20 protein-coding genes and 1 pseudogene are annotated in these 26,642 nt (G+C 53.5%); 8 read left to right on the top strand and 13 right to left on the bottom strand.

Translation table 11 applies throughout. The features are described 5' to 3' along the window. The first annotated feature begins 73 nt into the window (after positions 1-73). From hcaE to KXD89_RS05835, 6 genes are all read left to right on the top strand, one after another. A complete protein-coding gene (gene hcaE, locus KXD89_RS05860) occupies positions 74-1,435 on the top strand; it encodes a 3-phenylpropionate/cinnamic acid dioxygenase subunit alpha (RefSeq protein WP_000211172.1) in 1,362 nt (453 codons plus the stop codon). Then, the gene (gene hcaF / locus KXD89_RS05855; RefSeq protein ID WP_001276072.1) at positions 1,432-1,950 is read left to right on the top strand and encodes a 3-phenylpropionate/cinnamic acid dioxygenase subunit beta; all 519 of its coding nucleotides are present in this window, start codon (positions 1,432-1,434) and stop codon (positions 1,948-1,950) included. Before hcaE ends, hcaF begins: the two co-directional genes overlap by 4 nt. After that, positions 1,950-2,270, top strand: a complete 321-nt coding sequence (locus KXD89_RS05850; RefSeq protein WP_001080102.1) for a bifunctional 3-phenylpropionate/cinnamic acid dioxygenase ferredoxin subunit — start codon at positions 1,950-1,952, stop codon at positions 2,268-2,270. The genes hcaF and KXD89_RS05850 overlap by 1 nt, the downstream gene beginning before the upstream one ends. Further along, a complete protein-coding gene (gene hcaB / locus KXD89_RS05845; protein WP_001281379.1) occupies positions 2,267-3,079 on the top strand; it encodes a 3-phenylpropionate-dihydrodiol/cinnamic acid-dihydrodiol dehydrogenase in 813 nt (270 codons plus the stop codon). The genes KXD89_RS05850 and hcaB overlap by 4 nt, the downstream gene beginning before the upstream one ends. Positions 3,080-3,088: 9 nt before the next feature. Then, complete coding sequence (gene hcaD, locus KXD89_RS05840) at positions 3,089-4,291, top strand: phenylpropionate dioxygenase ferredoxin reductase subunit (protein WP_000660788.1); 1,203 nt, start codon at positions 3,089-3,091, stop codon at positions 4,289-4,291. A 96-nt stretch (positions 4,292-4,387) separates the two neighbouring features. Continuing rightward, entirely contained in the window at positions 4,388-4,810 is a 423-nt protein-coding gene (locus tag KXD89_RS05835; RefSeq protein ID WP_001094726.1) for a DoxX family protein, read from the top strand. A 47-nt stretch (positions 4,811-4,857) separates the two neighbouring features. Here KXD89_RS05835 and KXD89_RS05830 read toward each other — a convergent pair whose 3' ends face one another. From KXD89_RS05830 to KXD89_RS05805, 6 genes are all read right to left on the bottom strand, one after another. Next, on the bottom strand, positions 4,858-5,730 hold the full coding sequence (locus KXD89_RS05830) for an aldose 1-epimerase (protein WP_000158547.1): 873 nt from the start codon (positions 5,728-5,730) through the stop codon (positions 4,858-4,860). 11 nt (positions 5,731-5,741) lie between these two features. Next, complete coding sequence (locus KXD89_RS05825) at positions 5,742-6,836, bottom strand: zinc-binding dehydrogenase (protein WP_000700787.1); 1,095 nt, start codon at positions 6,834-6,836, stop codon at positions 5,742-5,744. A gap of 32 nt (positions 6,837-6,868) precedes the next feature. Continuing rightward, positions 6,869-7,867 (bottom strand): ABC transporter permease, encoded by a 999-nt coding sequence (locus KXD89_RS05820; protein ID WP_001276670.1) that lies wholly within the window; start codon positions 7,865-7,867, stop codon positions 6,869-6,871. Between the two features lie 24 nt (positions 7,868-7,891). Beyond that, positions 7,892-9,403, bottom strand: coding sequence for a sugar ABC transporter ATP-binding protein (locus KXD89_RS05815; RefSeq protein WP_000493470.1), 1,512 nt, complete (start codon positions 9,401-9,403; stop codon positions 7,892-7,894). 22 nt (positions 9,404-9,425) lie between these two features. Beyond that, a complete protein-coding gene (locus tag KXD89_RS05810) occupies positions 9,426-10,409 on the bottom strand; it encodes a substrate-binding domain-containing protein (RefSeq protein ID WP_001142427.1) in 984 nt (327 codons plus the stop codon). A gap of 96 nt (positions 10,410-10,505) precedes the next feature. Then, positions 10,506-13,787, bottom strand: coding sequence for a DUF5107 domain-containing protein (locus KXD89_RS05805; protein ID WP_001333903.1), 3,282 nt, complete (start codon positions 13,785-13,787; stop codon positions 10,506-10,508). Between the two features lie 117 nt (positions 13,788-13,904). Between KXD89_RS05805 and KXD89_RS05800 the strand changes: the two genes are divergently transcribed. Next, entirely contained in the window at positions 13,905-15,098 is a 1,194-nt protein-coding gene (locus KXD89_RS05800) for an ROK family protein (protein ID WP_001200769.1), read from the top strand. 59 nt (positions 15,099-15,157) lie between these two features. Here the strand turns inward: KXD89_RS05800 and KXD89_RS22420 are convergent. Next, positions 15,158-15,256: pseudogene (locus tag KXD89_RS22420) on the bottom strand (hypothetical protein); the annotation flags it as partial. Positions 15,257-15,295: 39 nt separating this feature from the next. Further along, positions 15,296-16,549, bottom strand: a complete 1,254-nt coding sequence (glyA, locus tag KXD89_RS05795) for a serine hydroxymethyltransferase (protein WP_000919159.1) — start codon at positions 16,547-16,549, stop codon at positions 15,296-15,298. Positions 16,550-16,876: 327 nt separating this feature from the next. Here glyA and hmpA point away from each other — a divergent pair, with 327 nt between their 5' ends. Beyond that, positions 16,877-18,067, top strand: a complete 1,191-nt coding sequence (gene hmpA, locus KXD89_RS05790; protein WP_000883122.1) for an NO-inducible flavohemoprotein — start codon at positions 16,877-16,879, stop codon at positions 18,065-18,067. Between the two features lie 44 nt (positions 18,068-18,111). On the opposite strand, the gene glnB is transcribed toward hmpA, so the two are convergent. From glnB to purL, 5 genes are all read right to left on the bottom strand, one after another. Further along, positions 18,112-18,450 carry a nitrogen regulatory protein P-II gene (gene glnB, locus KXD89_RS05785; RefSeq protein ID WP_000717694.1) on the bottom strand — a complete coding sequence of 113 codons (339 nt, stop codon included), beginning with the start codon at positions 18,448-18,450 and terminating at the stop codon, positions 18,112-18,114. A gap of 60 nt (positions 18,451-18,510) precedes the next feature. After that, positions 18,511-19,845: a two-component system response regulator GlrR gene (gene glrR / locus KXD89_RS05780; protein ID WP_001295369.1), complete on the bottom strand. Its 1,335-nt coding sequence runs from the start codon at positions 19,843-19,845 to the stop codon at positions 18,511-18,513. Next, positions 19,835-20,548, bottom strand: coding sequence for a two-component system QseEF-associated lipoprotein QseG (gene qseG, locus KXD89_RS05775; RefSeq protein ID WP_001215861.1), 714 nt, complete (start codon positions 20,546-20,548; stop codon positions 19,835-19,837). The genes glrR and qseG overlap by 11 nt, the downstream gene beginning before the upstream one ends. Positions 20,549-20,712: 164 nt before the next feature. Next, on the bottom strand, positions 20,713-22,140 hold the full coding sequence (qseE, locus tag KXD89_RS05770) for a two component system sensor histidine kinase QseE/GlrK (RefSeq protein WP_001311037.1): 1,428 nt from the start codon (positions 22,138-22,140) through the stop codon (positions 20,713-20,715). Between the two features lie 557 nt (positions 22,141-22,697). Then, on the bottom strand, positions 22,698-26,585 hold the full coding sequence (purL, locus tag KXD89_RS05765; protein ID WP_000970102.1) for a phosphoribosylformylglycinamidine synthase: 3,888 nt from the start codon (positions 26,583-26,585) through the stop codon (positions 22,698-22,700). Positions 26,586-26,642: the final 57 nt, after the last annotated feature.

Below are 26,642 nucleotides of genomic sequence, written 5' to 3'. Positions count from 1 at the left end.
GCAACCAACCAGCAACATCCTTATGGCACAAAAATAGAAGGTCAATACATCTTATCTTTCAGGATTAAAAAATATGACCACACCCTCAGATTTGAACATTTACCAACTGATTGACACCCAAAATGGTCGGGTCACTCCGCGTATTTATACCGACCCGGATATTTACCAACTGGAGCTTGAGCGTATTTTCGGTCGTTGCTGGCTATTTCTCGCCCACGAAAGCCAGATCCCAAAACCCGGTGATTTCTTTAACACCTACATGGGAGAAGATGCGGTTGTCGTAGTGCGTCAGAAAGACGGCAGCATCAAGGCGTTTCTCAACCAATGCCGCCACCGGGCCATGCGTGTGAGTTATGCAGATTGCGGCAACACTCGCGCCTTTACCTGCCCGTATCACGGCTGGTCTTATGGCATTAACGGCGAGTTGATCGATGTACCGCTGGAACCTCGCGCCTACCCACAAGGGTTGTGTAAATCCCACTGGGGACTAAACGAAGTTCCTTGTGTGGAGAGTTATAAAGGGCTAATTTTTGGCAACTGGGATACCAGCGCACCGGGCCTGCGTGATTACCTGGGTGACATTGCCTGGTATCTGGATGGCATGCTGGATCGTCGCGAAGGCGGCACCGAAATTGTCGGCGGCGTACAAAAGTGGGTGATCAACTGTAACTGGAAATTCCCGGCAGAGCAGTTCGCCAGTGACCAGTATCATGCTCTGTTCAGCCATGCTTCTGCCGTTCAGGTATTAGGGGCGAAAGATGATGGCAGCGATAAGCGCCTCGGTGATGGACAAACCGCCCGCCCGGTGTGGGAAACCGCCAAAGATGCGCTGCAATTTGGTCAGGACGGTCACGGTAGCGGTTTCTTCTTTACTGAAAAACCGGATGCTAATGTCTGGGTCGATGGCGCAGTTTCAAGCTATTACCGCGAAACCTATGCCGAAGCAGAACAACGTTTAGGTGAAGTTCGCGCCCTGCGCCTGGCGGGTCATAACAATATTTTCCCCACGCTTTCATGGCTAAACGGCACTGCCACACTCCGCGTCTGGCATCCGCGCGGCCCTGATCAAGTTGAAGTGTGGGCGTTCTGTATTACTGACAAAGCCGCCTCCGATGAAGTTAAAGCCGCTTTTGAAAACAGCGCCACTCGTGCTTTTGGTCCTGCTGGTTTTCTCGAGCAGGATGACTCGGAGAACTGGTGTGAAATCCAGAAATTGCTTAAAGGCCACCGCGCCCGCAACAGCAAACTGTGTCTGGAAATGGGGCTTGGTCAGGAAAAGCGCCGCGACGACGGCATTCCTGGCATTACTAACTATATCTTTTCAGAAACTGCCGCTCGTGGAATGTACCAACGCTGGGCCGATCTTCTGAGTAGCGAAAGCTGGCAGGAAGTGCTCGATAAAACCGCCGCTTACCAGCAGGAGGTGATGAAATGAGTGCGCAAGTTTCACTAGAGTTACATCACCGCATTAGCCAGTTTCTCTTTCACGAAGCCAGCTTACTGGACGACTGGAAATTTCGTGACTGGCTGGCGCAGCTCGACGAAGAGATTCGTTACACCATGCGCACCACAGTTAACGCGCAAACACGCGACCGCCGCAAAGGCGTCCAGCCACCGACAACCTGGATTTTTAATGACACCAAAGACCAGCTGGAGCGGCGAATCGCCCGTCTGGAAACGGGCATGGCCTGGGCAGAAGAGCCGCCGTCACGCACCCGTCACTTAATCAGCAACTGCCAGATAAGCGAAACCGACATCCCAAACGTATTTGCTGTGCGGGTAAATTATCTGCTTTATCGGGCACAAAAAGAGCGCGATGAAACATTCTATGTTGGAACGCGTTTCGACAAAGTTCGCCGTCTGGAAGATGACAACTGGCGCTTGCTGGAACGGGATATCGTCCTGGATCAAGCGGTAATCACTTCCCATAACCTGAGTGTACTGTTCTGATGAATCGAATTTATGCGTGTCCCGTTGCGGATGTGCCGGAGGGTGAGGCTCTCCGGATCGATACCTCGCCCGTCATCGCCCTGTTCAACGTTGGCGGCGAGTTTTATGCCATTAACGATCGTTGCAGCCATGGTAATGCGTCAATGTCAGAAGGGTATCTGGAAGATGACGCCACGGTGGAGTGCCCGCTACACGCCGCCAGTTTTTGCCTGAAAACGGGGAAAGCGTTATGCCTGCCCGCCACCGATCCGCTCACCACTTATCCAGTACACGTTGAAGGTGGTGACATTTTCATCGACTTACCGGAGGCGCAGCCATGAGCGATCTGCATAACGAGTCCATTTTTATTACCGGCGGCGGATCGGGATTAGGGCTGGCGCTGGTCGAGCGATTTATCGAAGAAGGCGCGCAGGTTGCCACGCTGGAACTGTCGGCGGCAAAAGTCGCCAGTCTGCGTCAGCGATTTGGCGAACATATTCTGGCGGTGGAAGGTAACGTGACCTGTTATGCCGATTATCAACGCGCGGTCGATCAGATCCTGACTCGTTCCGGCAAGCTGGATTGTTTTATCGGCAATGCAGGCATCTGGGATCACAATGCCTCACTGGTTAATACTCCCGCAGAGACGCTCGAAACCGGCTTCCACGAGCTGTTTAACGTCAATGTTCTCGGTTACCTGCTGGGCGCAAAAGCCTGCGCTCCGGCGTTAATCGCCAGTGAAGGCAGCATGATTTTCACACTGTCAAATGCCGCCTGGTATCCTGGCGGCGGTGGCCCGCTGTACACCGCCAGTAAACATGCCGCAACCGGACTTATTCGCCAACTGGCTTATGAACTGGCACCGAAAGTGCGGGTGAATGGCGTCGGCCCGTGTGGTATGGCCAGCGACCTGCGCGGCCCACAGGCGCTCGGGCAAAGTGAAACCTCGATAATGCAGTCTCTGACGCCGGAGAAAATTGCCGCCATTTTACCGCTGCAATTTTTCCCGCAACCGGCGGATTTTACGGGGCCGTATGTGATGTTGACATCGCGGCGCAATAATCGCGCATTAAGCGGTGTGATGATCAACGCTGATGCGGGTTTAGCGATTCGCGGCATTCGCCACGTAGCGGCTGGGCTGGATCTTTAAGGAAGCACGATGAAAGAAAAAACGATCATTATTGTCGGTGGCGGGCAAGCGGCGGCAATGGCTGCGGCCTCGCTACGCCAGCAAGGGTTCACCGGTGAGCTGCATCTGTTTTCCGATGAGCGACATCTTCCTTATGAACGACCTCCACTCTCGAAATCCATGTTGCTGGAAGATTCCCCGCAGTTACAGCAGGTGTTACCCGCTAACTGGTGGCAGGAAAACAATGTTCATCTGCATTCCGGTGTAACCATCAAAACGCTGGGTCGCGACACACGAGAGTTAGTGTTAACCAACGGCGAAAGCTGGCACTGGGATCAGCTTTTTATAGCAACCGGCGCGGCAGCTCGACCGCTGCCGTTGCTTGATGCACTGGGAGAACGCTGCTTTACCCTACGCCATGCCGGTGATGCCGCCAGACTGCGAGAAGTTCTGCAGCCCGAACGGTCAGTCGTGATTATCGGTGCCGGAACTATTGGTCTGGAACTGGCTGCCAGCGCCACGCAGCGCAGATGTAAGGTGACAGTGATTGAACTGGCGGCAACCGTCATGGGCCGTAATGCACCACCGCCCGTGCAACGCTATCTTTTACAGCGCCACCAGCAGGCTGGTGTGCGCATTCTGCTCAATAATGCCATTGAACATGTGGTCGATGGTGAAAAAGTAGAACTGACGCTGCAAAGTGGGGAAACGCTTCAGGCTGATGTGGTGATTTACGGTATTGGTATCAGCGCCAACGAGCAACTGGCTCGCGAGGCCAACCTTGATACTGCCAATGGCATTGTCATTGATGAGGCTTGCCGCACCTGCGATCCCGCGATCTTTGCCGGTGGCGATGTGGCAATCACTCGTCTTGATAATGGTGCACTACACCGCTGCGAAAGCTGGGAAAACGCCAATAACCAGGCGCAAATTGCCGCTGCCGCAATGTTAGGGCTACCGCTACCGCTACTGCCGCCGCCGTGGTTCTGGAGCGATCAGTACAGTGATAACTTACAGTTTATTGGCGATATGCGTGGCGATGACTGGCTTTGTCGTGGCAACCCGGAAACTCAGAAGGCGATTTGGTTTAATCTGCAAAACGGCGTGCTTATCGGTGCGGTCACGCTGAATCAGGGGCGTGAGATTCGCCCAATTCGCAAATGGATCCAGAGCGGCAAAACGTTTGATGCGAAACTGCTGATAGATGAGAACATCGCGCTTAAATCACTGTAACCAGGATAATTAGCGAATATCTCAATGCCTGGGGCGTGGCGAGGTGCAAGAGTGTGTATTACGTTTAAATCACATTATCTTGCAAAGGGATTGGTTATGAACACACTACGTTATTTTGATTTTGGAGCTGCCCGCCCCGTTTTGTTATTAATTGCCCGTATCGCCGTGGTCTTAATTTTCATTATTTTTGGTTTTCCCAAAATGATGGGCTTTGACGGTACGGTCCAATATATGGCCTCGTTGGGCGCGCCAATGCCGATGCTGGCAGCGATTATTGCGGTAGTTATGGAAGTGCCCGCCGCGATATTAATCGTGCTTGGCTTTTTCACCCGTCCGCTGGCGGTGCTGTTTATTTTCTACACGCTGGGTACGGCGGTGATTGGTCACCATTACTGGGATATGACCGGCGATGCGGTTGGGCCAAATATGATTAATTTCTGGAAGAATGTCAGTATCGCTGGCGCGTTCTTGCTATTGGCAATTACCGGGCCGGGGGCAATTTCTCTCGATCGGCGTTAGGAAAGATGCCGGATGCGGCGTGAACGCCTTATCCGGCATTTAATAAATTACAGCCACTCTACCCGCAACGACATCTCTGAAGTTGTTGATTCCCCTGGTGCTAGCGCAATGAGATCACCCCCTTCCGGGCGATGATGATCATCCGGCGCATGGCTCATCGGTTCCAGACAGAAGAAATCAAACGCATATCCTTTATCAAACGCAGGGTCGGAAACAAAGATGAAATAACACGGTGCAGGTGGCGTCGTTTCCATGATGATGGCATAACCTTCCTGCGGCTGCTCGATGCGGGCCTGACCATTCCATCCGGCAAAACCATTGTTCACCCACTGGCGCGGCAACGGCGCGGGCTGGTTAAAATCCAGTTCCTGCGGTAGCTGCTCGCAAAACTCACCCGCCAGCCACTGCTCCCGCTCCAGCCAGTAACCGCTCGCCTGTGCCTGAATCCGCGTTTGCGGCGACAACGGAAAATAAGGATGCCAGCCGGTACCAAATGGCAGCGTCTCTGCCCCTTGATTGGTGACAGAGAGCGTCACCGTCAGCGTATCCGCCGTTAAATGAAACGCCTGACTTACCCGATAGTGATAGACACCGCTGCGATGTTCATACACCAGACACAAACTATCATCGCTGTGCGAGACACATTGCCACTCGCCCAGCCAGCCATCGCCGTGTAGATAGTGCGCATCCCACTCAACATTCGGTTGCAGTTGATACTCACGCCCCTGCCAGACAAAACGATTGCCGCTCACCCGGTTTGCAAATGGCACCAGCGGAAAACATGAGGCATCGGTTGCCACACCGCTTTTTTTACCAGGACGTAAGAGCGGCGTCGTATCGCGCCAGAAGCCTTCGATTACGCCGCCCTGGTCAGAAACGTCCAGCTTTAGCGACCCGTGGGATAAGGTATAGATGGTCATCCGCTAACTCCTTAATCCGGGAAGTTAATCACAACTTTCCCGCATTTGCCGCTCGCCATCAGCGCATAGGCATCACCTGCCTGTTCCAGCGAGAAGCGATGGGTAATGGCGTTACGCGGCCACAGCTTCCAGTCCGTCAGATCATGGGCGCATTTTTCCATATGGAACAGACTGGTCACCCAGGAGCCGATAATCCGCCGTTGATGGTGCATCAGATCGGCGCTGACCTCGAATTCCACTTTTCCGGTTTCACCAATGTAAACCACCCGTCCCCAGTCAGCGGTGGATTGCAGTGCCAGCAAGCGACCTGCGGCATTACCGGAACAATCGAGCGCAACATCCGCGCCACCGTGGGTGAGTTCGGCGATAATCTGCGGCAGACCTTCGGTGGTTGCTAAATAGCCGTGATCCATCACCCCTAACTGTTTTGCCATCGCCAGACGTTCCGGCAGCATATCAACGCCGATGATCCGTTTTGCACCGCGACCTTTCGCCAGCATCATCGCCATCATGCCGACTGGCCCCAGACCGACCACCAGCACGTTATCACTGCCGGAAACTTCGCCGCGCAAAATTCCTTCATACGCTGTACCAACGCCGCAACTGATAAACGCACCATCTTCGTAGCTCAGCGCATCCGGCAGGAGGATCAGATCTTTTTCTTCCGCCAGCAAGTATTCGGCATGACCGCCGTCACGCTGCCAGCCGTAAGCCGCTTTTCCTTCGCCAGTACAAGAAATAGGAAAACCGCGACGGCAGTTCGGGCAAAAACCACAGCCAGAAATGTGATACACCAGCACGCGGTCGCCCTCTTTAAAATGGCGGCAGCCTTGCCCCATCGCCACAATCTGCCCGCACGGTTCATGACCGTTGATAAAGCCCTGGTATAACGGTTTATCGGGTGCCGCCGCTGTGGCACGGTGTTGATGATAGATATAGTGGACATCGCTTCCGCAAATCCCGGAGGATTTCATTTTGATCAGTACCTGGTTAATCCCCGGCGTCGGCACCGCAACTTCCCGCAGATCGACGGTCGAATTTCCTGGTAAATAAGCTGCCAGCATCGTTTTCATAAATCCCTCATTAACAATACGATTAATTTTCATCCCTGCCGCACCCGCGCCAGGGGCGTTAAGGTTTAGCGTTTCGCTTTACTGCTTCGCTGGGTCAGCAAGATATTCGCCAGCACCGCCACCACGATGATGACGCCGCGTACCACCTGCTGGAAAAAGGAGTTAATACCGAGCAGCACCAGACCGTTACCGATTAGCGTAATCACCAGCACACCAAGCAATGTACCGAACAGGGAACCGCGACCGCCGGAAAGTGCCGTACCGCCGACCACGACCGCGGCGATGACGTCAAACTCCAGACCGTTTGCGGCACCTGCGTTACCAGAACCGAGGCGCGCCGCCAACAAAATGCCGGTCACCGCCGCTAATAATCCCGAAAGGGTAAAGATAAGAATGCGCACCCGACGAACGTTGATGCCGCACAACTGCGCCGCCGTAGCATTACCGCCAACGGCAAAAACCGAGCGCCCGAAGGCGGTTTTGCGGCTGATGAACACAAACAGCGCAAACAACACAATCATGATCAGCGCGGATACCGGCACACCGAGAAATTGTCCGCCCAGCCAGTCCAGCACCTCGTTTTCATCAATCGGCACTGGCAGTGCGTTCGTCATAAACAGCCCCATTCCGCGCAGGGCGCTCCACAGCCCCAGTGTGGCAACGAAACTTGGTACATTAAACACGCCGCGCAGCACCCCGGCCAGCGTTCCCATCAGCGCGCCTAACAGCAACACCAGCAGGCACGCCACCGCCAGCGGAACTTCAAATTGCAGCAAAAATGCCAGGCACACCGAGACAAAAGCCACCATCGGCCCAACGCTGACATCAATTTCACCGGAGATAATAATCAGCGTCATCGCCCAGGCGGCAATCCCAATGGTGGCGGCATCGCGCAGCACGTTCATCTGGTTATTCAATGAGATAAAGCCAGGCGCGTTCAGGGAGAAGACCAGATAAAGAATGGCAATCACCACCAGCAAACCGATCTCATTAATATGGCGACTGACAAATTGTTTGAGCGAGACGCTCTTGCCCTGCGGCAATGGTAATGACGAAGCAGACATCTTCAGGTTCCTCGGTAAAATTCATCAGTGCACAGACAGAATGGCGGACATCAGCTCATCCACATTGACCGGAGCGTGAAACTCCTGCGAGAACGTGCCGTGCTGTAATAACAGGATGCGGTCACACACCAGCGGCAACTCCTCCACTTCACTGGAGATAAACACCACGCTTTTTCCTTCGGCAGCCAGCTCACGGACAATACGGTAAATCTGCTGTTTGGCTTCGATATCGACGCCGCGCGTTGGCTCGTCGAGCAACAAAATCTGGCTGGCAGCATAGACCCAACGACCGATCACCACTTTTTGCTGATTGCCACCAGAAAGCGTGCCGATGGGTGTTTCGCTACTGGCGGCCTTGACCGTCATCCGCTGCATCACCTCTTCGGTCAGGCGGCGGATGGTGGACCATTGCAGCACACCGTTGGCGCTGATTTTTTGCCGATTGGTCAGCACTGTATTTTCGTCAACGCCCAACCAGGGAATGATCCCCGCTTCTTTGCGGTTTTCTGGCGTATAGCCAATGCCGCGTTTCAGCATGTCGCCGTAATCGGGGCGCGTGATTTTCTCGCCGTTGATAACAATTTCGCCCTGTTCATACTCCTCCAGCCCAACAATCGCCTTCAGCAATTCACTGCGCCCTGCCCCCAGCAGACCAGCAATGCCGAGCACTTCGCCACGACGTAGCGTAAAACTGATATCCTCCAGCTTGGGCTTATGGCGTAACGCACGGACTTCCAGCACGGCCTGATCCACAATTTCCTGAGGGGCTACCGGCGCAATATCAACGTGATCGCGCCCGAGCATCAGCGACACAATATGATGCGTGGAGGTGTTTTCGAGCATCACATCGCCCGCCACCTGACCATCGCGCATAACGGTGGCACAGGAGGCAATGCGGCGAATTTCTTCCATCCGGTGGCTGACATAAATCACCGCCACGCCCAGTGCCGACATCTTTTTCACCGCGCTGATCACCAGTTCAACTTCCGCACTCGCAAGCGAACTGGTAGGTTCATCAAGAATGACCACGCGCGGCTCGCCCTTCATCACCCGCGCAATTTCCACCAGCTGCTTTTGCGCCGGGCTTAGCGTTGAAACAAGTTGTTCAGGACTAACGTCAACGCCCAGCGCCTGTAAGCAACGTTGGGCATCCTGCGCCATTTGCAGGTAATCAATCATGCCGTTGCGGCGGGGCCACTGACCGAGGCAGAGGTTTTCCGCCACTGTCAGCCCTTCCACCAGACTTAACTCCTGATAAACCGCGCGCACCCCCAGTTCAGCGGCACGGCGAGTCAGCGTAGCTTCGTCACCTTCCAGTCGCGTCTCGCCAATCCAGATATCACCGCTATCCGGGCGTTCGCTGCCGGTAAGCATTCGAATGAGAGTCGATTTGCCCGCGCCGTTTTTACCTAACAGCGCACGAACTTCGCCTTTATTGAGCGTGAAGTTAACGTTATCCAGCGCAACGACGCCGGGATAACGCTTATTTCCTGCCACCACTTTTGCTACCGGGACTGCCTCTGTTGCCGTGAACATAGGGACCTCTGCGAATCAGCGATTAGGGCAGACCATCAACGTGCGTTGCCAGCCACTGTTTACCGTCTTCCGTTTTGGTATAGAGATCGATAGGCACCTGAATCACTTTTTCACCGTCGGCTTGTTTATTGATAACCTTCAATGTTTGCGCGAAAACAGCATTGCCCATTTTCTTACCGGAAATATCCACTACCGCTTTCAGCACCTGATTGTTTTCCAGCTCCTGAGCAATTTCGGTTGTCATATCCGAACCGAAAACAGCAATTTTTCCGGCCTGATTTTGATTACGTACCGCTTTTACCGCGCCGAGTGTCGCACCGCCCGATTCCCCCATAATGGCGTTGAGATCCGGCGTGGAGATAATTAGTTTTTCACCAACGGAAATCGCTTTATCTAAAACAGTCCCTTCCTGATTAGCGACAATTTGCGCGCCGGGAACGCGGGATTTTAAAACTTCTTCAAATCCTTTACGTCGCTGCACACAAACTTCAAAGGCTTCGCAATTGATGACGGCAATTTTCGGCTGGTCAATTTTATTGGCAATAAAATAATCAGCGGCAGCGTTACCCAGTTTTTTACCAAATTCCAGCGGATCGCCGACCAGATACGCCGAGACATATTTATCGACCCCCTTTTGATTAATACAGGTGTTGTAGCAAATCACCGGAATGCCCGCTTCACTGGCGCGACGAACGGTACGGCTACTGCCATTTTCAGACACTGCCGATAAAATAATGGCATCGACATTACGCGCCACGAGGGTATCAACAAAGGTACTTTCTTTCGAAATATCACCCTGGGCGTTAGTTTCTATTAACTGAACTTGTACTGAGGAATCTTTTGCCGCATCCTGAACGCCCTGACGCACTCCAGCGTAGTATCCCTGAGTATCAAGGTATATTGCGCCAATGGTCATTTCTTTTTCCGCAGCCCTGGCAAATAGTGCGCTACCTAATAGCGTAGCCATTAATAATAGATTACGGGTTGTTCTCATTTTTGTAGGCATAGAGCCTCCTGTAGGGTTTTTATTAACAACGGCTTATTCTAATTATTTTGTGATGAGCGGCAGCGCGTGCCGCTCAAATATTACAGTTAATAGGGTTTAGTGAACGCGGTTAAAAATAAAAGGCATCACGGTGGTGAATAATGCCGCTTTCGGCCAAGCCGGATTAATCGCCGTCAATTCAGCGCGAGCAGACTCATATTGCGCAACCTCCCCGAGTCCCGCGGACGCCAGCATCGCCACCATCAGGCATTTTTCTTTATGCTGCTGTTGTAAATCGCCATACAGCGACAACAAGTCAGGTTGCGAGACGGCAAAGAAATCCGCTTCGATACTGGTTTTCGCCATCTCTTGCGCCCACTGTTTCATTTCACTAAACAGTTGCTGTGCGGTTTGTTGTTCGCCCAGCAGTCGCAGCGCCATCCCTTGCCAGAAGAGATAATCAACCGGCTGATCGTTGTAATAACTGTGAATGTTAATAGTGCGATCGCCGGTCGCCGCCAGACGTAAACAACGCGTCGCTTCAGTTTCATCGCCCTGCGCGTTGGCGCATATCGCCTGCCAGAACCAGATGTCGTTATCAGTTTGCCCCGGTAAACGGCCTTCGCTTAAATTCTCCGGATAATGCAGCGCGGCATGAAGCAGTTCGCAGGCCTGCTGCGGCTGTCTGGCATCAAGATGCTGCCAGGCGCGTAATAACTGGTTGAGGATAAACTGACTGGTGACCTTCCCTTCCCCGCCTTCCCACGGGTGGAATTTGCGCGTGGCGAGAATGTCCGCCGCTTTGTCTGCCTGACCCGTGAGATGCCACAAATTGAGCAGTTCTGCGGTCATGTCGTCGCGTTTCAGCGCAATTTCCAGATTATTTTCCAGACGCGCCAGTCGTTTCTCCGGTGTGGCTCCACTTAACTTATCCAGCAAATCCCGTTCGAAAAGCAGACGTGCATCCTGCGGCGCAAGCTGATAAGCATTATCAAGATAACGCGCGGCCAGCTCATAATCGTGTTGCTTATTCCACGCATGGATCGCTAACCCGCGCCAGCCGTCGGCAAACTCCGGCGACATCTCTACGCAACGTTGCCAAAAGGCAATGGCTTTGTTGTAGCTACGTTTGTTGTAGTAGAAGCAAGCTAGTAAATGGCGAGCAAACCAGCACTCTTCAATACTCTCCAGCGCCGCCACTTCTTCCAGCGTATTCGGGAAACGGACAAACTGCGGGAAGACATCAATGGCTTTTGCGACCAGTTCGCCACGTTCGGCTTTCGGCAGCAAGCTGGCTTGCAGGTAAAGCGGCAGCGTGCGCTGGCAGTCCAGTGCGTTCAGCATCTCTGCCGCCAGGGTGGGCATTCCCCAGTTAATCAGTTGCCCGGCGGTCATCAGGGCGTTAACGTCGCGTCCCTGACACAGACCGCGCCACTGCGCGAGAGCTGATTCGCTACGACCATCGAACCAGTTCAGCCACCACAGAGTGGCGTTCAGCGGATAATCGCGCAGCAGTTTCTCGCGCTGCACACGCGCGTTGTCCTGACGACCACTTAACACCAGCAGCAGATTATGCAGGCAAAGCACTTCCTGATTGGTTGGGCAGGCGCGAAGACTTTGTTGGCAAAAATCCAGACCAGCGTCGAAGTTACCATTACGCGCCGCCAGTCGTGCCAGGCCATAATAGCCACCGGCTTTGCTGTTGCCGCTCCAGACCGCACGCCAGAAATCCTCTTCGGCTTGTTGATATTGTCCCTGACGTTCGTAAGCACTGGCGCGAATCAAACTCGCCTGTCCGCACTGCGGATTTTTGTTCAGCGCATGTGCGCGTTTCAGAGCCTGAGTGGCATACGCCACCGCTTGCGGGAAATCTGCGCGGTTATATTCCAGCATCGCCAGCGCCAGGTTACAGCGATAATCCAGCGGGTCCAGCGCCACGCCGCGCAGGTAGTAATCGAACGGTGAACGGCTGGCGTGATGATATTGCTCCAGATGCTGACCGATAAACCAGGCTTCATCTGTACTGGTAATGTCTTGTGCTGCCAGTGGCGCTTTGGCGACGTCCGGTAACGGCAACGCTTGCGGCTGATGTTCCTGATAACTCAGTACAATATTGCCGTCGGCATCGGAGAGCTCAATGGTCAGCCTTTCAGGATTGATACCGTGCAACACGCCCTGGATGGCGGTCGCAGGCATCAGTGCCACGGCATCATCAAGTAACGCGTTGCATTTACCGATTTCGCGGATCGCCAGGCGGTATCCGTTCAACGGAGAGATGGCATACAGCCCCCACTCAATCCCCCGCTTACTACGCTGGAGTTTTATCACCGCATCGCGGGAGGCATTTTGCACCATGCCCAAAGAATGATAAGGCAGGAAATACTGCTCAAAACGCTTCTCTTCGTAAGCATCAAGCCAGGTAAAATCGGGCTGGTTATCGGCAAAAATACCGGTCATCAGTTCGATATACGGGCCGTTATTGTCGGTCAGACTCTTATCCCACGCCTGGCCAAATTCACTGTGTCCCCAACTCCACTGTTTTTTACCTGGCGCAATATGGTGGTTGGCAACGTGCAGCAAACCGCCATCTTCATCGTGACACCACGCGCCGACAAAATCGTACTGCGATTTTTCGGCCATATATGAGGTTGGAACAGGCACATTTTTATAGCGAGAAATGTCCACTCCAGCGGAGTAGTCCACTTTGTAGTAAGTGCCGGTAGCGATGGGGAAAGCGGAGACGGCCCGTTTGCCGTGATCAAACACCGCCGTTACATCCGGCGGGAAGACGCTCTGATGCCCTTCCCCCCCTTTCACTGCCGGGTTGGCCCACCACAAGAAATGACGCGGCGTGGCGTTCCCGTTATAGACGCGGCTGGCGATTTCCAGCGCCGCCCGGTCAGGGCGCAGGGTGAAACCTGTCATCACCTGTAAACCATGCATCGGCTCCGTTTCGCCTACCCACACCGTCTGTGCACCGTCTTCATGGGCTTCGAGGGTGAAATCAACGGGCATAAAGGTGGTCGGGCGATGATGTTGCGGCCAGTTAAACTCAATCCCACCGGAAATCCACGGCCCCAGCAGCCCCACCAGCGCAGGTTTAATGACTTCATTGTGATAAACAAAATCGCGCTGTTTCACTTTATCCCACGCGCGATGCACCCGACCGCCCAGTTCCGGCAGGATCATCACTTTGATGTAGTCGTTTTCCAGCCACACCGCCTGCCAGGATTTCAGGGTTTTCTGCTCGCTCAGCGTATCGGTCACGCCGTAGGGATAAACCGCGCCGGACGATCCCTGATAAACGCGATTTTCCAGGAACATGGGATGTATATCCTGCGGCCCGGTTTCATAGGTCGGGATCTCAACGCGCTCTTGCCACACTTTTACTGGAGTCATGGTGCCCTCAATATTAACAAGACATACTGAATTAAAAGATTTGTGGCAGTGTATTGAACAATCTGGCAATGTTTTCGCGGAATAATCACGCAATTAACTAAACAAGGTTTAGTGAAGATGAGAGCCTGCATTAATAATCAACAGATTCGCCACCATAACAAATGCGTGATTCTGGAACTGCTGTACCGGCAAAAGCGCGCCAATAAATCAACGCTGGCCCGGCTGGCGCAAATTTCGATTCCGGCAGTCAGTAATATTTTGCAGGAACTGGAAAGCGAAAAACGGGTGGTGAATATTGACGATGAAAGCCAGACGCGCGGGCATAGTAGCGGTACATGGCTGATTGCGCCGGAAGGTGACTGGACGCTGTGCCTGAACGTGACGCCCACCAGTATTGAGTGTCAGGTTGCTAATGCTTGTTTAAGTCCGAAAGGTGAATTTGAGTATTTACAGATTGATGCACCGACGCCGCAGGCGCTGCTGTCCGAAATCGAAAAATGCTGGCATCGCCACCGTAAATTGTGGCCGGACCATACCATCAACCTGGCGTTGGCAATCCACGGTCAGGTTGATCCTGTGACCGGCGTGTCGCAAACCATGCCGCAAGCGCCGTGGACAACGCCGGTGGAGGTGAAATATCTGCTGGAAGAGAAGCTCGGCATTCGGGTGATGGTCGATAATGACTGCGTGATGCTGGCGCTGGCGGAGAAATGGCAAAATAATTCGCAGGAACGGGATTTCTGCGTGATCAACGTTGATTACGGCATTGGCTCGTCGTTCGTGATTAACGAGCAAATTTATCGCGGCAGTTTGTATGGTAGCGGACAGATTGGTCACACCATCGTTAATCCGGATGGCGTCGTCTGCGACTGTGGACGTTATGGCTGCCTGGAAACTGTCGCCTCGTTAAGCGCATTAAAAAAACAGGCGCGGGTATGGCTAAAATCACAACCGGTTAGTACTCAACTTGATCCTGAAAAACTGACTACAGCGCAGTTAATCGCTGCCTGGCAAAGTGGAGAACCGTGGATCACCAGCTGGGTTGATCGCTCTGCCAATGCCATTGGTTTGAGTCTGTATAACTTCCTCAACATCCTCAATATTAATCAGATTTGGTTGTACGGTCGCAGTTGTGCCTTTGGTGAGAACTGGCTTAATACTATTATTCGCCAGACAGGATTTAACCCGTTCGACCGCGACGAAGGACCGAGCGTGAAAGCGACGCAAATTGGCTTTGGGCAATTAAGCCGCGCACAACAGGTGCTGGGAATTGGCTATTTGTATGTTGAGGCGCAGTTACGACAGATTTGATGGCGCGATAACGTAGAAAGGCTTCCCGAAGGAAGCCTTGATGATCATAAACGAAAAATTGCCTGATGCGCTACGCTTATCAGGCCTACACGGAGATTGCAATATATTGAATTTGCAAAGTTTTGTAGGCCGGATAAGGCGTTCACGCCGCATCCGGCATGAACAACGAGCACATTGACAGCAAATCACCGTTTCGCTTATGCGTAAACCGGGTAACGTGCGCAGATGTCGAGAACTTTACCTTTGATGCGCTCGATAACGGCTTCATCATTGATGCTGTCCAGCACGTCACACATCCAGCCAGCCAGTTCTTTCGCTTCGGCTTCTTTAAAGCCGCGACGGGTAATCGCCGGAGTACCTACACGAATACCGGAGGTCACAAACGGGCTCTTCGGATCGTTCGGTACGCTGTTTTTGTTGACGGTGATGTTAGCACGGCCCAGAGCGGCGTCTGCTTCTTTACCGGTCAGGTTTTTATCAACCAGATCAACCAGGAACAGGTGGTTATCAGTGCCGCCGGAAACCACTTTGTAGCCGCGCTCGAGGAACACTTCTACCATCGCTTTAGCGTTTTTAGCGACCTGCTGCTGGTAAGTTTTGAACTCAGGCTCCATCGCTTCTTTCAGAGCAACCGCTTTACCGGCGATTACGTGCATCAACGGACCGCCCTGACCACCAGGGAAAACGGCAGAGTTCAGTTTTTTGTACAGCTCTTCGCTACCACCTTTCGCCAGGATCAGGCCGCCGCGCGGACCCGCCAGGGTTTTGTGAGTGGTGGTAGTAACAACGTGAGCATGAGGAACCGGGTTCGGGTAGACGCCAGCAGCAACCAGGCCCGCAACGTGCGCCATATCAACGAACAGGTAAGCACCGATGCTGTCAGCGATTTCACGCATTTTCGCCCAGTCCACCACGCCGGAATATGCAGAGAAACCACCGATAATCATTTTCGGCTTGTGTTCTTTGGCTTGTTTTTCCAGATCGGCGTAGTCGATATGACCGGTAGCATCGATACCGTAAGGAACGATGTTGTACAGTTTACCGGAGAAGTTAACCGGAGAACCGTGAGTCAGGTGACCGCCATGCGCCAGGTTCATACCCAGAACGGTATCACCTGGTTCCAGCAGCGCGGTGTAGACCGCAAAGTTAGCCTGGGAGCCGGAGTGCGGCTGGACGTTAGCGTAGTCAGCGCCGAACAGTTCTTTCGCACGATCGATCGCCAGTTGTTCAACGATATCAACATACTCGCAACCGCCGTAGTAGCGTTTGCCCGGATAACCTTCAGCATATTTGTTGGTCAGCTGAGAACCCTGCGCCTGCATTACGCGCGGGCTGGTGTAGTTTTCGGAGGCGATCAGTTCGATGTGCTCTTCCTGACGTACTTTTTCCTGCTCCATAGCCTGCCACAGTTCGGCATCATAATCGGCAATGTTCATTTCACGCTTTAACATCCGCATCTCCTGACTCAGCTAACAATAAAATTTTTGGCCTTTATAGGCGGTCCTGTTGGACAACGGCGAACAGTATAACCGAATCATTGTGCGATAACAGGTCTTGACAAAGGAATTTACGCAAACGATTACCTTCAGGCTACGCAAGGCTTTGGAGAATAAAGAGCTTGCAACCGGAAACGGATTTCTTTTCAGGTTTGTGATGCAAATTTTTCACTTCATCACATTCTTTCTGAAAAACACCAAAGAACCATTTACATTGCAGGGCTATTTTTTATAAGATGCATTTGAGATACATCAATTAAGATGCAAAAAAAGGAAGACCATATGCTTGACGCTCAAACCATCGCTACAGTAAAAGCCACCATCCCTTTACTGGTGGAAACGGGGCCAAAGTTAACCGCCCATTTCTACGACCGTATGTTTACTCATAACCCAGAACTCAAAGAAATTTTTAACATGAGTAACCAGCGTAATGGCGATCAACGTGAAGCCCTGTTTAACGCTATTGCCGCCTACGCCAGTAATATTGAAAACCTGCCTGCGCTGCTGCCAGCGGTAGAAAAAATCGCGCAGAAGCACACCAGCTTCCAGATCAAACCGGAACAGTACAACATCGTCGGTGAACACCTGTTGGCAACGCTGGACGAAATGTTCAGCCCGGGGCAGGAAGTGCTGGACGCGTGGGGTAAAGCCTATGGTGTACTGGCTAATGTATTTATCAATCGCGAGGCGGAAATCTATAACGAAAACGCCAGCAAAGCCGGTGGTTGGGAAGGTACTCGCGATTTCCGCATTGTGGCTAAAACACCGCGCAGCGCGCTTATCACCAGCTTCGAACTGGAGCCGGTCGACGGTGGCGCAGTGGCAGAATACCGTCCGGGGCAATATCTCGGCGTCTGGCTGAAGCCGGAAGGTTTCCCACATCAGGAAATTCGTCAGTACTCTTTGACTCGCAAACCGGATGGCAAAGGCTATCGTATTGCGGTGAAACGCGAAGAGGGTGGGCAGGTATCCAACTGGTTGCACAATCACGCCAATGTTGGCGATGTCGTGAAACTGGTCGCTCCGGCAGGTGATTTCTTTATGGCTGTCGCAGATGACACACCAGTGACGTTAATCTCTGCCGGTGTTGGTCAAACGCCAATGCTGGCAATGCTCGACACGCTGGCAAAAGCAGGCCACACAGCACAAGTGAACTGGTTCCATGCGGCAGAAAATGGCGATGTTCACGCCTTTGCCGATGAAGTTAAGGAACTGGGGCAGTCACTGCCGCGCTTTACCGCGCACACCTGGTATCGTCAGCCGAGCGAAGCCGATCGCGCTAAAGGTCAGTTTGATAGCGAAGGTCTGATGGATTTGAGCAAACTGGAAGGTGCGTTCAGCGATCCGACAATGCAGTTCTATCTCTGCGGCCCGGTTGGCTTCATGCAGTTTACCGCGAAACAGTTAGTGGATCTGGGCGTGAAGCAGGAAAACATTCATTACGAATGCTTTGGCCCGCATAAGGTGCTGTAATTTGATGTTGCCGGATGGAAACATCCGGCAACCCTTGACGCGGTTTAAATTGCCGCGTCGTCCTCTTCACCGGTACGGATGCGAATGACCCGTGCCACGTCAAAGACGAAGATTTTACCGTCACCGATTTTGCCGGTTTGCGCCGTGCGAATAATGGTATCGACACAGGTATCGACAATGTCGTCCGGTACGACAATCTCAATTTTCACTTTCGGCAGAAAATCCACCATATACTCCGCGCCGCGGTACAGCTCGGTATGGCCTTTCTGGCGACCAAAGCCTTTCACTTCGGTCACCGTCATGCCGGTAATACCGACTTCGGCCAGTGCTTCGCGGACATCGTCCAGCTTGAAGGGTTTTATAATCGCATCAATCTTTTTCATGCTATTCCTTGAAAAGGTCGCCTGTCTTTTGATCTGCTAAACGTAACACATAACGCCAATTCATTCCTTGAAATCGTTTGCATCCAGCTCGTGTCGGGAAAGCAGTTTATAAAATTCTGTCCGGTTGCGCCCCGCCATTCTCGCCGCGTGGGTGACGTTGCCTTTGGTGATTTGCAGCAGCTTACGCAAATAGTTGAGTTCAAACTGATTACGTGCCTCAACAAAGGTTGGCAGCGCCGTATTTTCACCCTCCAGCGCCTGCTCCACCAGCGCATCACTAATCACCGGAGATGAGGTCAGCGCCACGCACTGTTCAATCACGTTGACCAACTGGCGCACATTACCCGGCCAGCTCGCGGTCATCAGGCGTTTCATCGCATCGGTAGAGAACGCGCGGACAAACGGTTTATGTCGCTCTGCCGCCTGGCGCAACAGGTGATTTGCCAGTAGCGGAATGTCTTCTGTGCGCTCCGCCAGTGCCGGAATTTTCAGGCTGACAACGTTGAGGCGGTAATAGAGATCTTCGCGGAATTCCCCGCGCGCCATCGCTTTTGGCAGATCACGGTGAGTGGCAGAAATAATCCGCACATTGATATCAATATCGCGGTTACTGCCCAGCGGGCGCACTTTACGCTCCTGCAACACGCGCAGCAGTTTGACCTGTAACGGCGCAGGCATATCGCCAATTTCATCGAGAAATAGCGTTCCGCCTTCCGCCGCCTGGAATAAACCTTCGCGATTGCTGACAGCGCCAGTAAACGCGCCACGCGCATGACCAAACAGCTCCGACTCCAGCAATTGCTCGGGCAATGCGCCACAGTTAATAGCAATAAATGGTTTGCTGTTGCGCGGGCTGGCGTTGTGGATAGCCTGGGCGAAAATCTCTTTCCCGGTGCCGCTCTGACCGTTAATCAAAACGCTGACGTCTGATTGCGCCACCAGCCGCGCCTGTTCCAGCAAACGCAGCATCAGCGGGCTGCGGGTGACAATTGCCTCGCGCCAGCGTTCATCGGTGGCTGGCGCGGATTGCTCCAGCGCATCGTCAATTGCCTGATATAGCGCGTCTTTGTCGACAGGCTTGGTGAGGAAACTAAAAACGCCCTGCTGTGTTGCAGCAACGGCATCGGGAATAGAACCATGCGCGGTAAGAATAATTACCGGCATTCCCGGCTGCACTTTCTGGATTTCAGCAAACAGCTGCATACCGTCCATTTCATCCATCCGCAGGTCGCTGATGACTAAATCTACTTTTTCGCGATTCAGTACCCGTAATCCTTCAGCGCCACTTTCCGCCGTGACCACACTGTAGCCTTCGCTGGTCAGGCGCAGGCCAAGCAGTTTCAGCAATCCCGGATCGTCATCGACCAATAATAAATGCGCAGGTTTATGGCTCATCAGGAGTGACCTCATGGGTGGATGGCGCGGGCTTTTCACTCTCGTGCGGCGTATCCGGCGAGAAATTTCCAGCCGGTTTGCGGGTCGAGAGCTGGCGTTCAATATCGGTCAGGTTTTCCAGCTTGCGGGTGGTGAGTTCCAGTTGCTGCTGTAGAACGTGATGTTGCTGGCGCAATGTATCCAGCTCGCTGTCGCTGGACTGCTGGAGTTTACTGTAACGTTGGCGCTCTTCCGCCAGTTGCAGTTGCAGCGCCTGACCATCGCGCCAGAGTTGATACAGTGGGCGAACCTGTGCCGGGATCTCGGTACTTAACGCTTCAATACGCGCGACCAGCTGGCGGCGCTCATACGGCGTAATTTTGGCGTCGGCGAGCAAAATCCCTTGTTTAAAGGTATTTTGCCAGCTGCCGTCGTCATATTGGCGAGCTTGCTGACGCGACTGCGCAGGCATTAAACGATCAGCACAATCCATCGCCCGCAGCCAGTAAAGCGGATTGGTTTCGGTTGATTTACCTTGCAGCGCCCAGATGTCGCTACATTCAGTAGAAAGATAGTCAGCCAGTTGATAAACCGGAATTTTTTCTTCTGCTGGCGTATCAATGGCTGGCTTATTGTGATTCTGCACGCAACCCAGCAATGCCAGACATGGCAGCCCTGCCAGCCACAGCCGTCGGGGCAATAATCGTTGAAAAATGTGTCGCATATTCACCAGACTTAAAGCCTATCCCAGTGGGCGTAATTGTTGCAGACAGTCTGGACATGGACAGCGCGGAGAAACCGGAGCGTACATATCGTACGTGAAGATTTCGAGCACTGCCCGGGGCCGAACTGACAAATAAAATAGCCTGATAGGATAGGCTGTTAGCATTATTTCGTGTTTTTCGACGACGGTAATTCAATGCGGAAACAAACGTCTTGCCCGCTCTCGTCGACCAGATACAGTTCCCCTTGCATACGGCGAATACAATCCCTGGCAATGCTTAATCCCAGACCGCTGCCCTTCACCGCCCCTTTTCGCTGGTGGCTTCCCTGAAAAAAGGGTTCGAAGATCATGGCGCGTTCCTCTTGCGGAATGGGCGTGCCTGTATTGATGACATCAATATAAACCCGCGCACCATGTAAACTGCTGCGAAGGCAAATGTTACCGGATTCAGCCCCGTAGTGCACCGCATTGGAGTAAAGATTATCCAGTACGCTCATCAGCAGCATTGGCTCCGCCAGGCAAGCTGTTGCTTTGAGATCGACGTCGGTATGCATCATTTTAGCCCGTGCGGGCAGGCTATGAGCAGAAACCACTGTCTCCACCAGCGGTGCTAACTCAACATTCTCCAGTTCCACCGCACTGTCCGCCTGTTTACGGTTGTAATCAAGCAGTTGTTCGATCAGTTTTTGCAAATTGCGGCTGCTGCTATCAAGAATGCTCACCACCTCTTTTTGCTCTGGCGTAAGCGGCCCGACAACCTGGTCAGCCAGTAATTCAGTGCCCTCGCGCATACTCGCCAGTGGCGTTTTTAATTCATGAGATAAATGTCTTAAAAATTGATGGCGTTGGGATTCCAGCCATGACAGGCGCTCACTTAACCAAAGAATACGTTGCCCAACCGAGCGTAACTCGCTCGGTCCACTGAACGAGACGCTATTGCCCAGAGAACGCCCTTCCCCCAGACGGTTGATCATGCGCTCGATATTTTTCACCGGCCCGATAATCATCCGCGTGAAAAGCAGTACCATTACCAGACTCACCAGAAATAGCACCAGCGATTGCCAACCAAAATATTGCCCACGTTCGGCGATTTCACGCTGAAGCTGCTGCCCACGAGAGAACACCACTGTGCGCGTGGCCTGTACCATTTCGGTATTGGCACTGGCAAAGGCTTCAAGACGTGCGGCGGCGGCAGCATCGGGACCGCTGTTGTTACACTGAAGTTGAGCCAGATTGTGCAAATCCTGACGTAATGCCTGGTAGAGTTTATCGTCCGGCAGCACGCCTGCGTGGGCATCGAGCATTTCGCTGTAACGCTTGCGCTGGCTTTGATAAACCTTCGCCAGGGTTGGGTCGTCCAGCACGCAATACTGACGGTAACTACGCTCCATCTCCAGCGCCGCGTTGGTCATCGCTTCACTGCGCCGGGCATCAATAAGCGTAGTGCGGTTAACCAGCGCCGCCTGATCGCTAAGCGCATTCAGGCTTTGCCAGGCTTGCCATGCCAGCACCAACAGGGGCAGCAGAATCAGCAAAAATGCCAGCATTACCAGTTGTCGTAATGAGCGGGGAAAAACGGGCCAGCGTTTCAAGGTGTTACTCTCGTCAGACGCGAATAGCCTGATGCTAACCGAGGGGAAGTTCAGATACAACAAAGCCGGGAATTACCCGGCTTTGTTATGGAATAAGGCGGTGCCTAACTCGACGTTTCGCCCGATGGTTGATATAGCTACGCTGATATCAGAAGTTGGACGGCAGGCACCTTGTTGTGCGTCATTCGTATTTTATGTAGCACGTCCCGAAGGGGCTGACATAAGTCGGTGAATGAGCCACTGGTTACTATTATGCAGTAACTGTGCCAATAAAGAAAATAGTTTGGTAACGTACTGATTATACGTTGCTTTGAGGGGTTTATGTCTCCTCCGCTGTTTGAATGTAAATCAGCCACTGTGTCGCTAAAAAGAGACAACTTAAGATAAACTTATTAGATAATATTAAAATCAATGAGTTAAGTGTCGCCAGAAAGCGACACGGCAAACCACCCATTGTCGTGATTTACAGACACAAAAAAGCTCCCGGAGTTGGGAGCTTATGATAGTGGTTGGTGCTTAATGCCGCATCCGGGCTGCAAAACCAATGGGCTGACGACTTACCCCAACTGCTTACGCGCATTGCGGAAAATGCGCATCCATGGGCCATCCTCGCCCCAGTTTTCCGGATGCCAGGAGTTGCTGACAGTACGGAAAACACGTTCCGGGTGCGGCATCATAATGGTGACTCGACCACTTTCAGTCGTGACTGCCGTAATACCGTTCGGTGAACCGTTCGGGTTAGCCGGGTAGGTTTCAGTGACTTTGCCGAAGTTATCGACATAGCGCAGTGCCACCAGCCCTTTGCTTTCCAGTGCCGCCAGATGCGCCGCATCACGCACTTCCACGCGCCCTTCACCATGAGAGACAGCAATCGGCATTTGCGAGCCCACCATCCCCTGCAACAGCAGAGACGGGCTTTGGGTTACTTCAACCAGGCTGAAACGCGCTTCAAAGCGATCGGAGGTATTGCGCACAAAACGTGGCCACAACTCACTACCTGGGATCAGTTCACGCAGATTAGACATCATCTGGCAACCGTTACATACCCCCAGCGCCAGCGTTTGCGGACGGTGGAAGAAGGTTGCAAACTCATCGCGTACACGGTCATTGAACAGGATTGACTTCGCCCAACCTTCACCGGCACCCAGCACATCACCGTAGGAGAAACCACCGCACGCGACCAGGGCGTGGAAATCTTCCAGGCCCGTGCGTCCGGTCAGCAGGTCACTCATATGCACGTCGATAGCATCAAAGCCTGCACGGTGGAAAGCTGCCGCCATTTCAACATGCGAGTTCACGCCCTGCTCACGCAGTACGGCAACTTTCGGACGTGCGCCAGTGGCAATATACGGTGCTGCCACATCTTCGTTGATATCGAACGACAGTTTTACATTCAGGCCCGGATCGGCGTCGTTAGATTTCGCCTGATGCTCCTGATCGGCACACTCCGGGTTGTCACGCAGGCGCTGCATCTGCCAGGTAGTTTCTGCCCACCAGACACGCAACGTGGTGCGGCTTTCGCTGAATACAGTCTGCCCGTTGGCGGTAATCACAAAACGGTCACCGGAAACCGCCTGCCCTACATAATGGACACAATCAGCAAGCCCATGCTGTGCCAGTACGGACTCGACCGCTTCACGGTCAGCGGCACGAACCTGAATCACCGCACCCAGTTCTTCGTTAAACAACGCCGCCAGGCGATCGTCACCCAGAGTGGCGATATCCGCGTCAATGCCACAATGACCAGCAAAGGCCATTTCCGCCAGCGTTACCAGCAGGCCGCCATCAGAGCGGTCGTGATACGCCAGCAGCTTACGCTGTGCAACCAGCGCCTGAATCGCGTCATAGAAGCCTTTCAGTTGCGCGACATCGCGTACATCTGCCGGTTTGTCGCCAAGCTGACGATAAACCTGCGCCAGCGCCGTTGCGCCCAGCGCGTTATTGCCTTTGCCCAAATCAATCAGCAGCAGTGCGTTATCTTCGGTAGAAAGCTGCGGCGTGATGGTGTGACGTACATCTTCCACGCGGGCAAATGCAGAAATCACCAGCGACAGCGGCGACGTCATTTCGCGCTCTTCGTTACCTTCCTGCCAGCGGGTTTTCATCGACATGGAGTCTTTACCCACCGGGATCGTCAGGCCCAGCGCCGGACAAAGCTCTTCGCCCACGGCTTTAACGGCTTCATACAGGCCCGCATCTTCACCAGGGTGGCCTGCCGCCGCCATCCAGTTGGCGGAAAGTTTGATGCGTTTGATATCGCCAATTTGTGTTGCGGCGATGTTGGTTAACGCTTCACCGACCGCCAGACGGGCAGAGGCGGCGAAATCCAGCAGCGCAACCGGCGCACGCTCGCCAATCGCCATCGCTTCACCGTAGTAGCTGTCGAGGCTGGCGGTAGTGACCGCGCAGTTAGCGACCGGCACCTGCCACGGCCCCACCATCTGATCGCGCGCTACCATGCCGGTTACGCTGCGGTCGCCAATGGTCACCAGGAAGGTTTTTTCCGCCACAGTCGGCAGATGCAGCACACGTTTCACCGCGTCTGCAATGGTGATCCCTTCACGGGCCAGCGCGTCGCCTTTCGCTTTCAGCGTTTGTACATCGCGGGTCATCTTCGGCGTTTTACCAAGCAGGACGTCCAGCGGCAGATCGATCGGCTGATTATCAAAATGACGATCGTGCAGAGAAAGATGCAGTTCTTCGGTCGCTTCACCAATCACCGCGTAGGGTGCGCGCTCACGCTTACACAGTTCGTCAAACAGCGGTAATTGATCGGCAGCAACCGCCAGCACGTAGCGTTCCTGGGATTCGTTACACCAGATTTCCAGCGGGCTCATGCCCGGTTCGTCGCTTAGAATCTCGCGCAGTTCAAATTTACCGCCGCGCCCGCCGTCGCTCACCAGTTCCGGCATGGCGTTAGAAAGACCGCCAGCGCCAACGTCGTGGATAAACAGGATTGGGTTGGCATCACCAAGCTGCCAGCAACGGTCGATCACTTCCTGGCAGCGACGCTCCATCTCCGGGTTGTCGCGCTGTACGGAAGCAAAGTCGAGGTCGGCATCAGACTGACCAGACGCCATAGAAGACGCTGCACCACCGCCAAGACCGATGTTCATTGCCGGGCCGCCGAGAACGACCAGCTTCGCACCGACGTTGATCTCGCCTTTTTGTACGTGATCGGCGCGAATGTTGCCGATCCCGCCCGCCAGCATGATCGGTTTGTGATAACCGCGCAGCTCTTCGCCGTTGTGGCTGTTCACTTTTTCTTCATAAGTACGGAAGTAGCCGTTCAGTGCCGGACGACCAAATTCGTTGTTAAACGCCGCGCCGCCCAGCGGGCCTTCGGTCATGATGTCCAGCGCGGTGACAATGCGCTCAGGCTTACCGAAATCTTCTTCCCACGGCTGTTCGAAGCCAGGAATTCGCAGGTTGGAAACGGAGAAACCAACCAGACCCGCTTTCGGCTTTGCGCCGCGCCCGGTGGCACCTTCATCGCGGATTTCACCGCCGGAACCGGTCGCCGCGCCCGGCCACGGAGAAATCGCCGTCGGGTGGTTGTGAGTTTCGACTTTCATCAGAATATGCGCCGGTTCCTGATGGAAATCGTAGCGGCCCGTTTCGTGGTCAGCAAAGTAGCGGCCCACTTCAGAACCTTCCATTACGGCGGCGTTATCTTTATAAGCAGAGAGAACGTGATCTGGCGTGGTTTCGAAAGTATTTTTGATCATCTTGAACAGCGATTTCGGCTGCTGTTCACCATCGATAACCCAGTCGGCGTTAAAAATTTTGTGGCGGCAGTGCTCGGAGTTCGCCTGGGCAAACATATACAGTTCGATGTCGTTCGGGTTACGACCAAGCTTTGTGAAAGCATCCTGCAGATAGTCAATTTCATCTTCCGCCAGAGCCAAGCCAAGACGCAGGTTAGCGTCGATCAGCGCCTGACGGCCCTGCCCCAGCAAATCAACGCTGGTAACCGGAGTCGGTTGATGGTGGGCAAACAACTGCTCTGCATCATCTAAAGCAAAAAAGACCGTTTCCATCATGCGGTCGTGCAGTTCAGCGGTAACCTGCTGCCATTGTTCATTGGTCAGCGTACCGGCTTCTATATAGTAAGCAACGCCGCGCTCAAGGCGGTTTACCTGTTGTAGCCCGCAGTTATGGGCAATATCGGTCGCTTTCGAAGACCAGGGAGAGATGGTGCCAGGACGCGGGGTCACCAGCAGGAGTTTGCCTTGCGGGGCGTGGCTGGCGAGTGCCGGGCCATATTTCAGCAGGCGTTCAAGTTGTGCGTGCTCATCATCGTTTAACGGCGCATTGAGGTCAGCAAAATGGACATACTCGGCGTAAATATTGTGAACCGGGAGCCTGGCAGCCTGAAAACGTGCCAGCAGTTTGTTGATTCGGAATGCCGACAGTGCAGGCGAACCACGCAGAATTTCCATCATAAGTCTCTCGTCTTCTAAGCTTTCGGTGTACCCAAGGGGGGGAAACGGGCGTCATTA

Source organism: Escherichia sp. TC-EC600-tetX4 (assembly GCF_019356055.1).
Lineage (GTDB): Bacteria > Pseudomonadota > Gammaproteobacteria > Enterobacterales > Enterobacteriaceae.
This window is presented reverse-complemented; position numbering and strand designations above follow the sequence as displayed.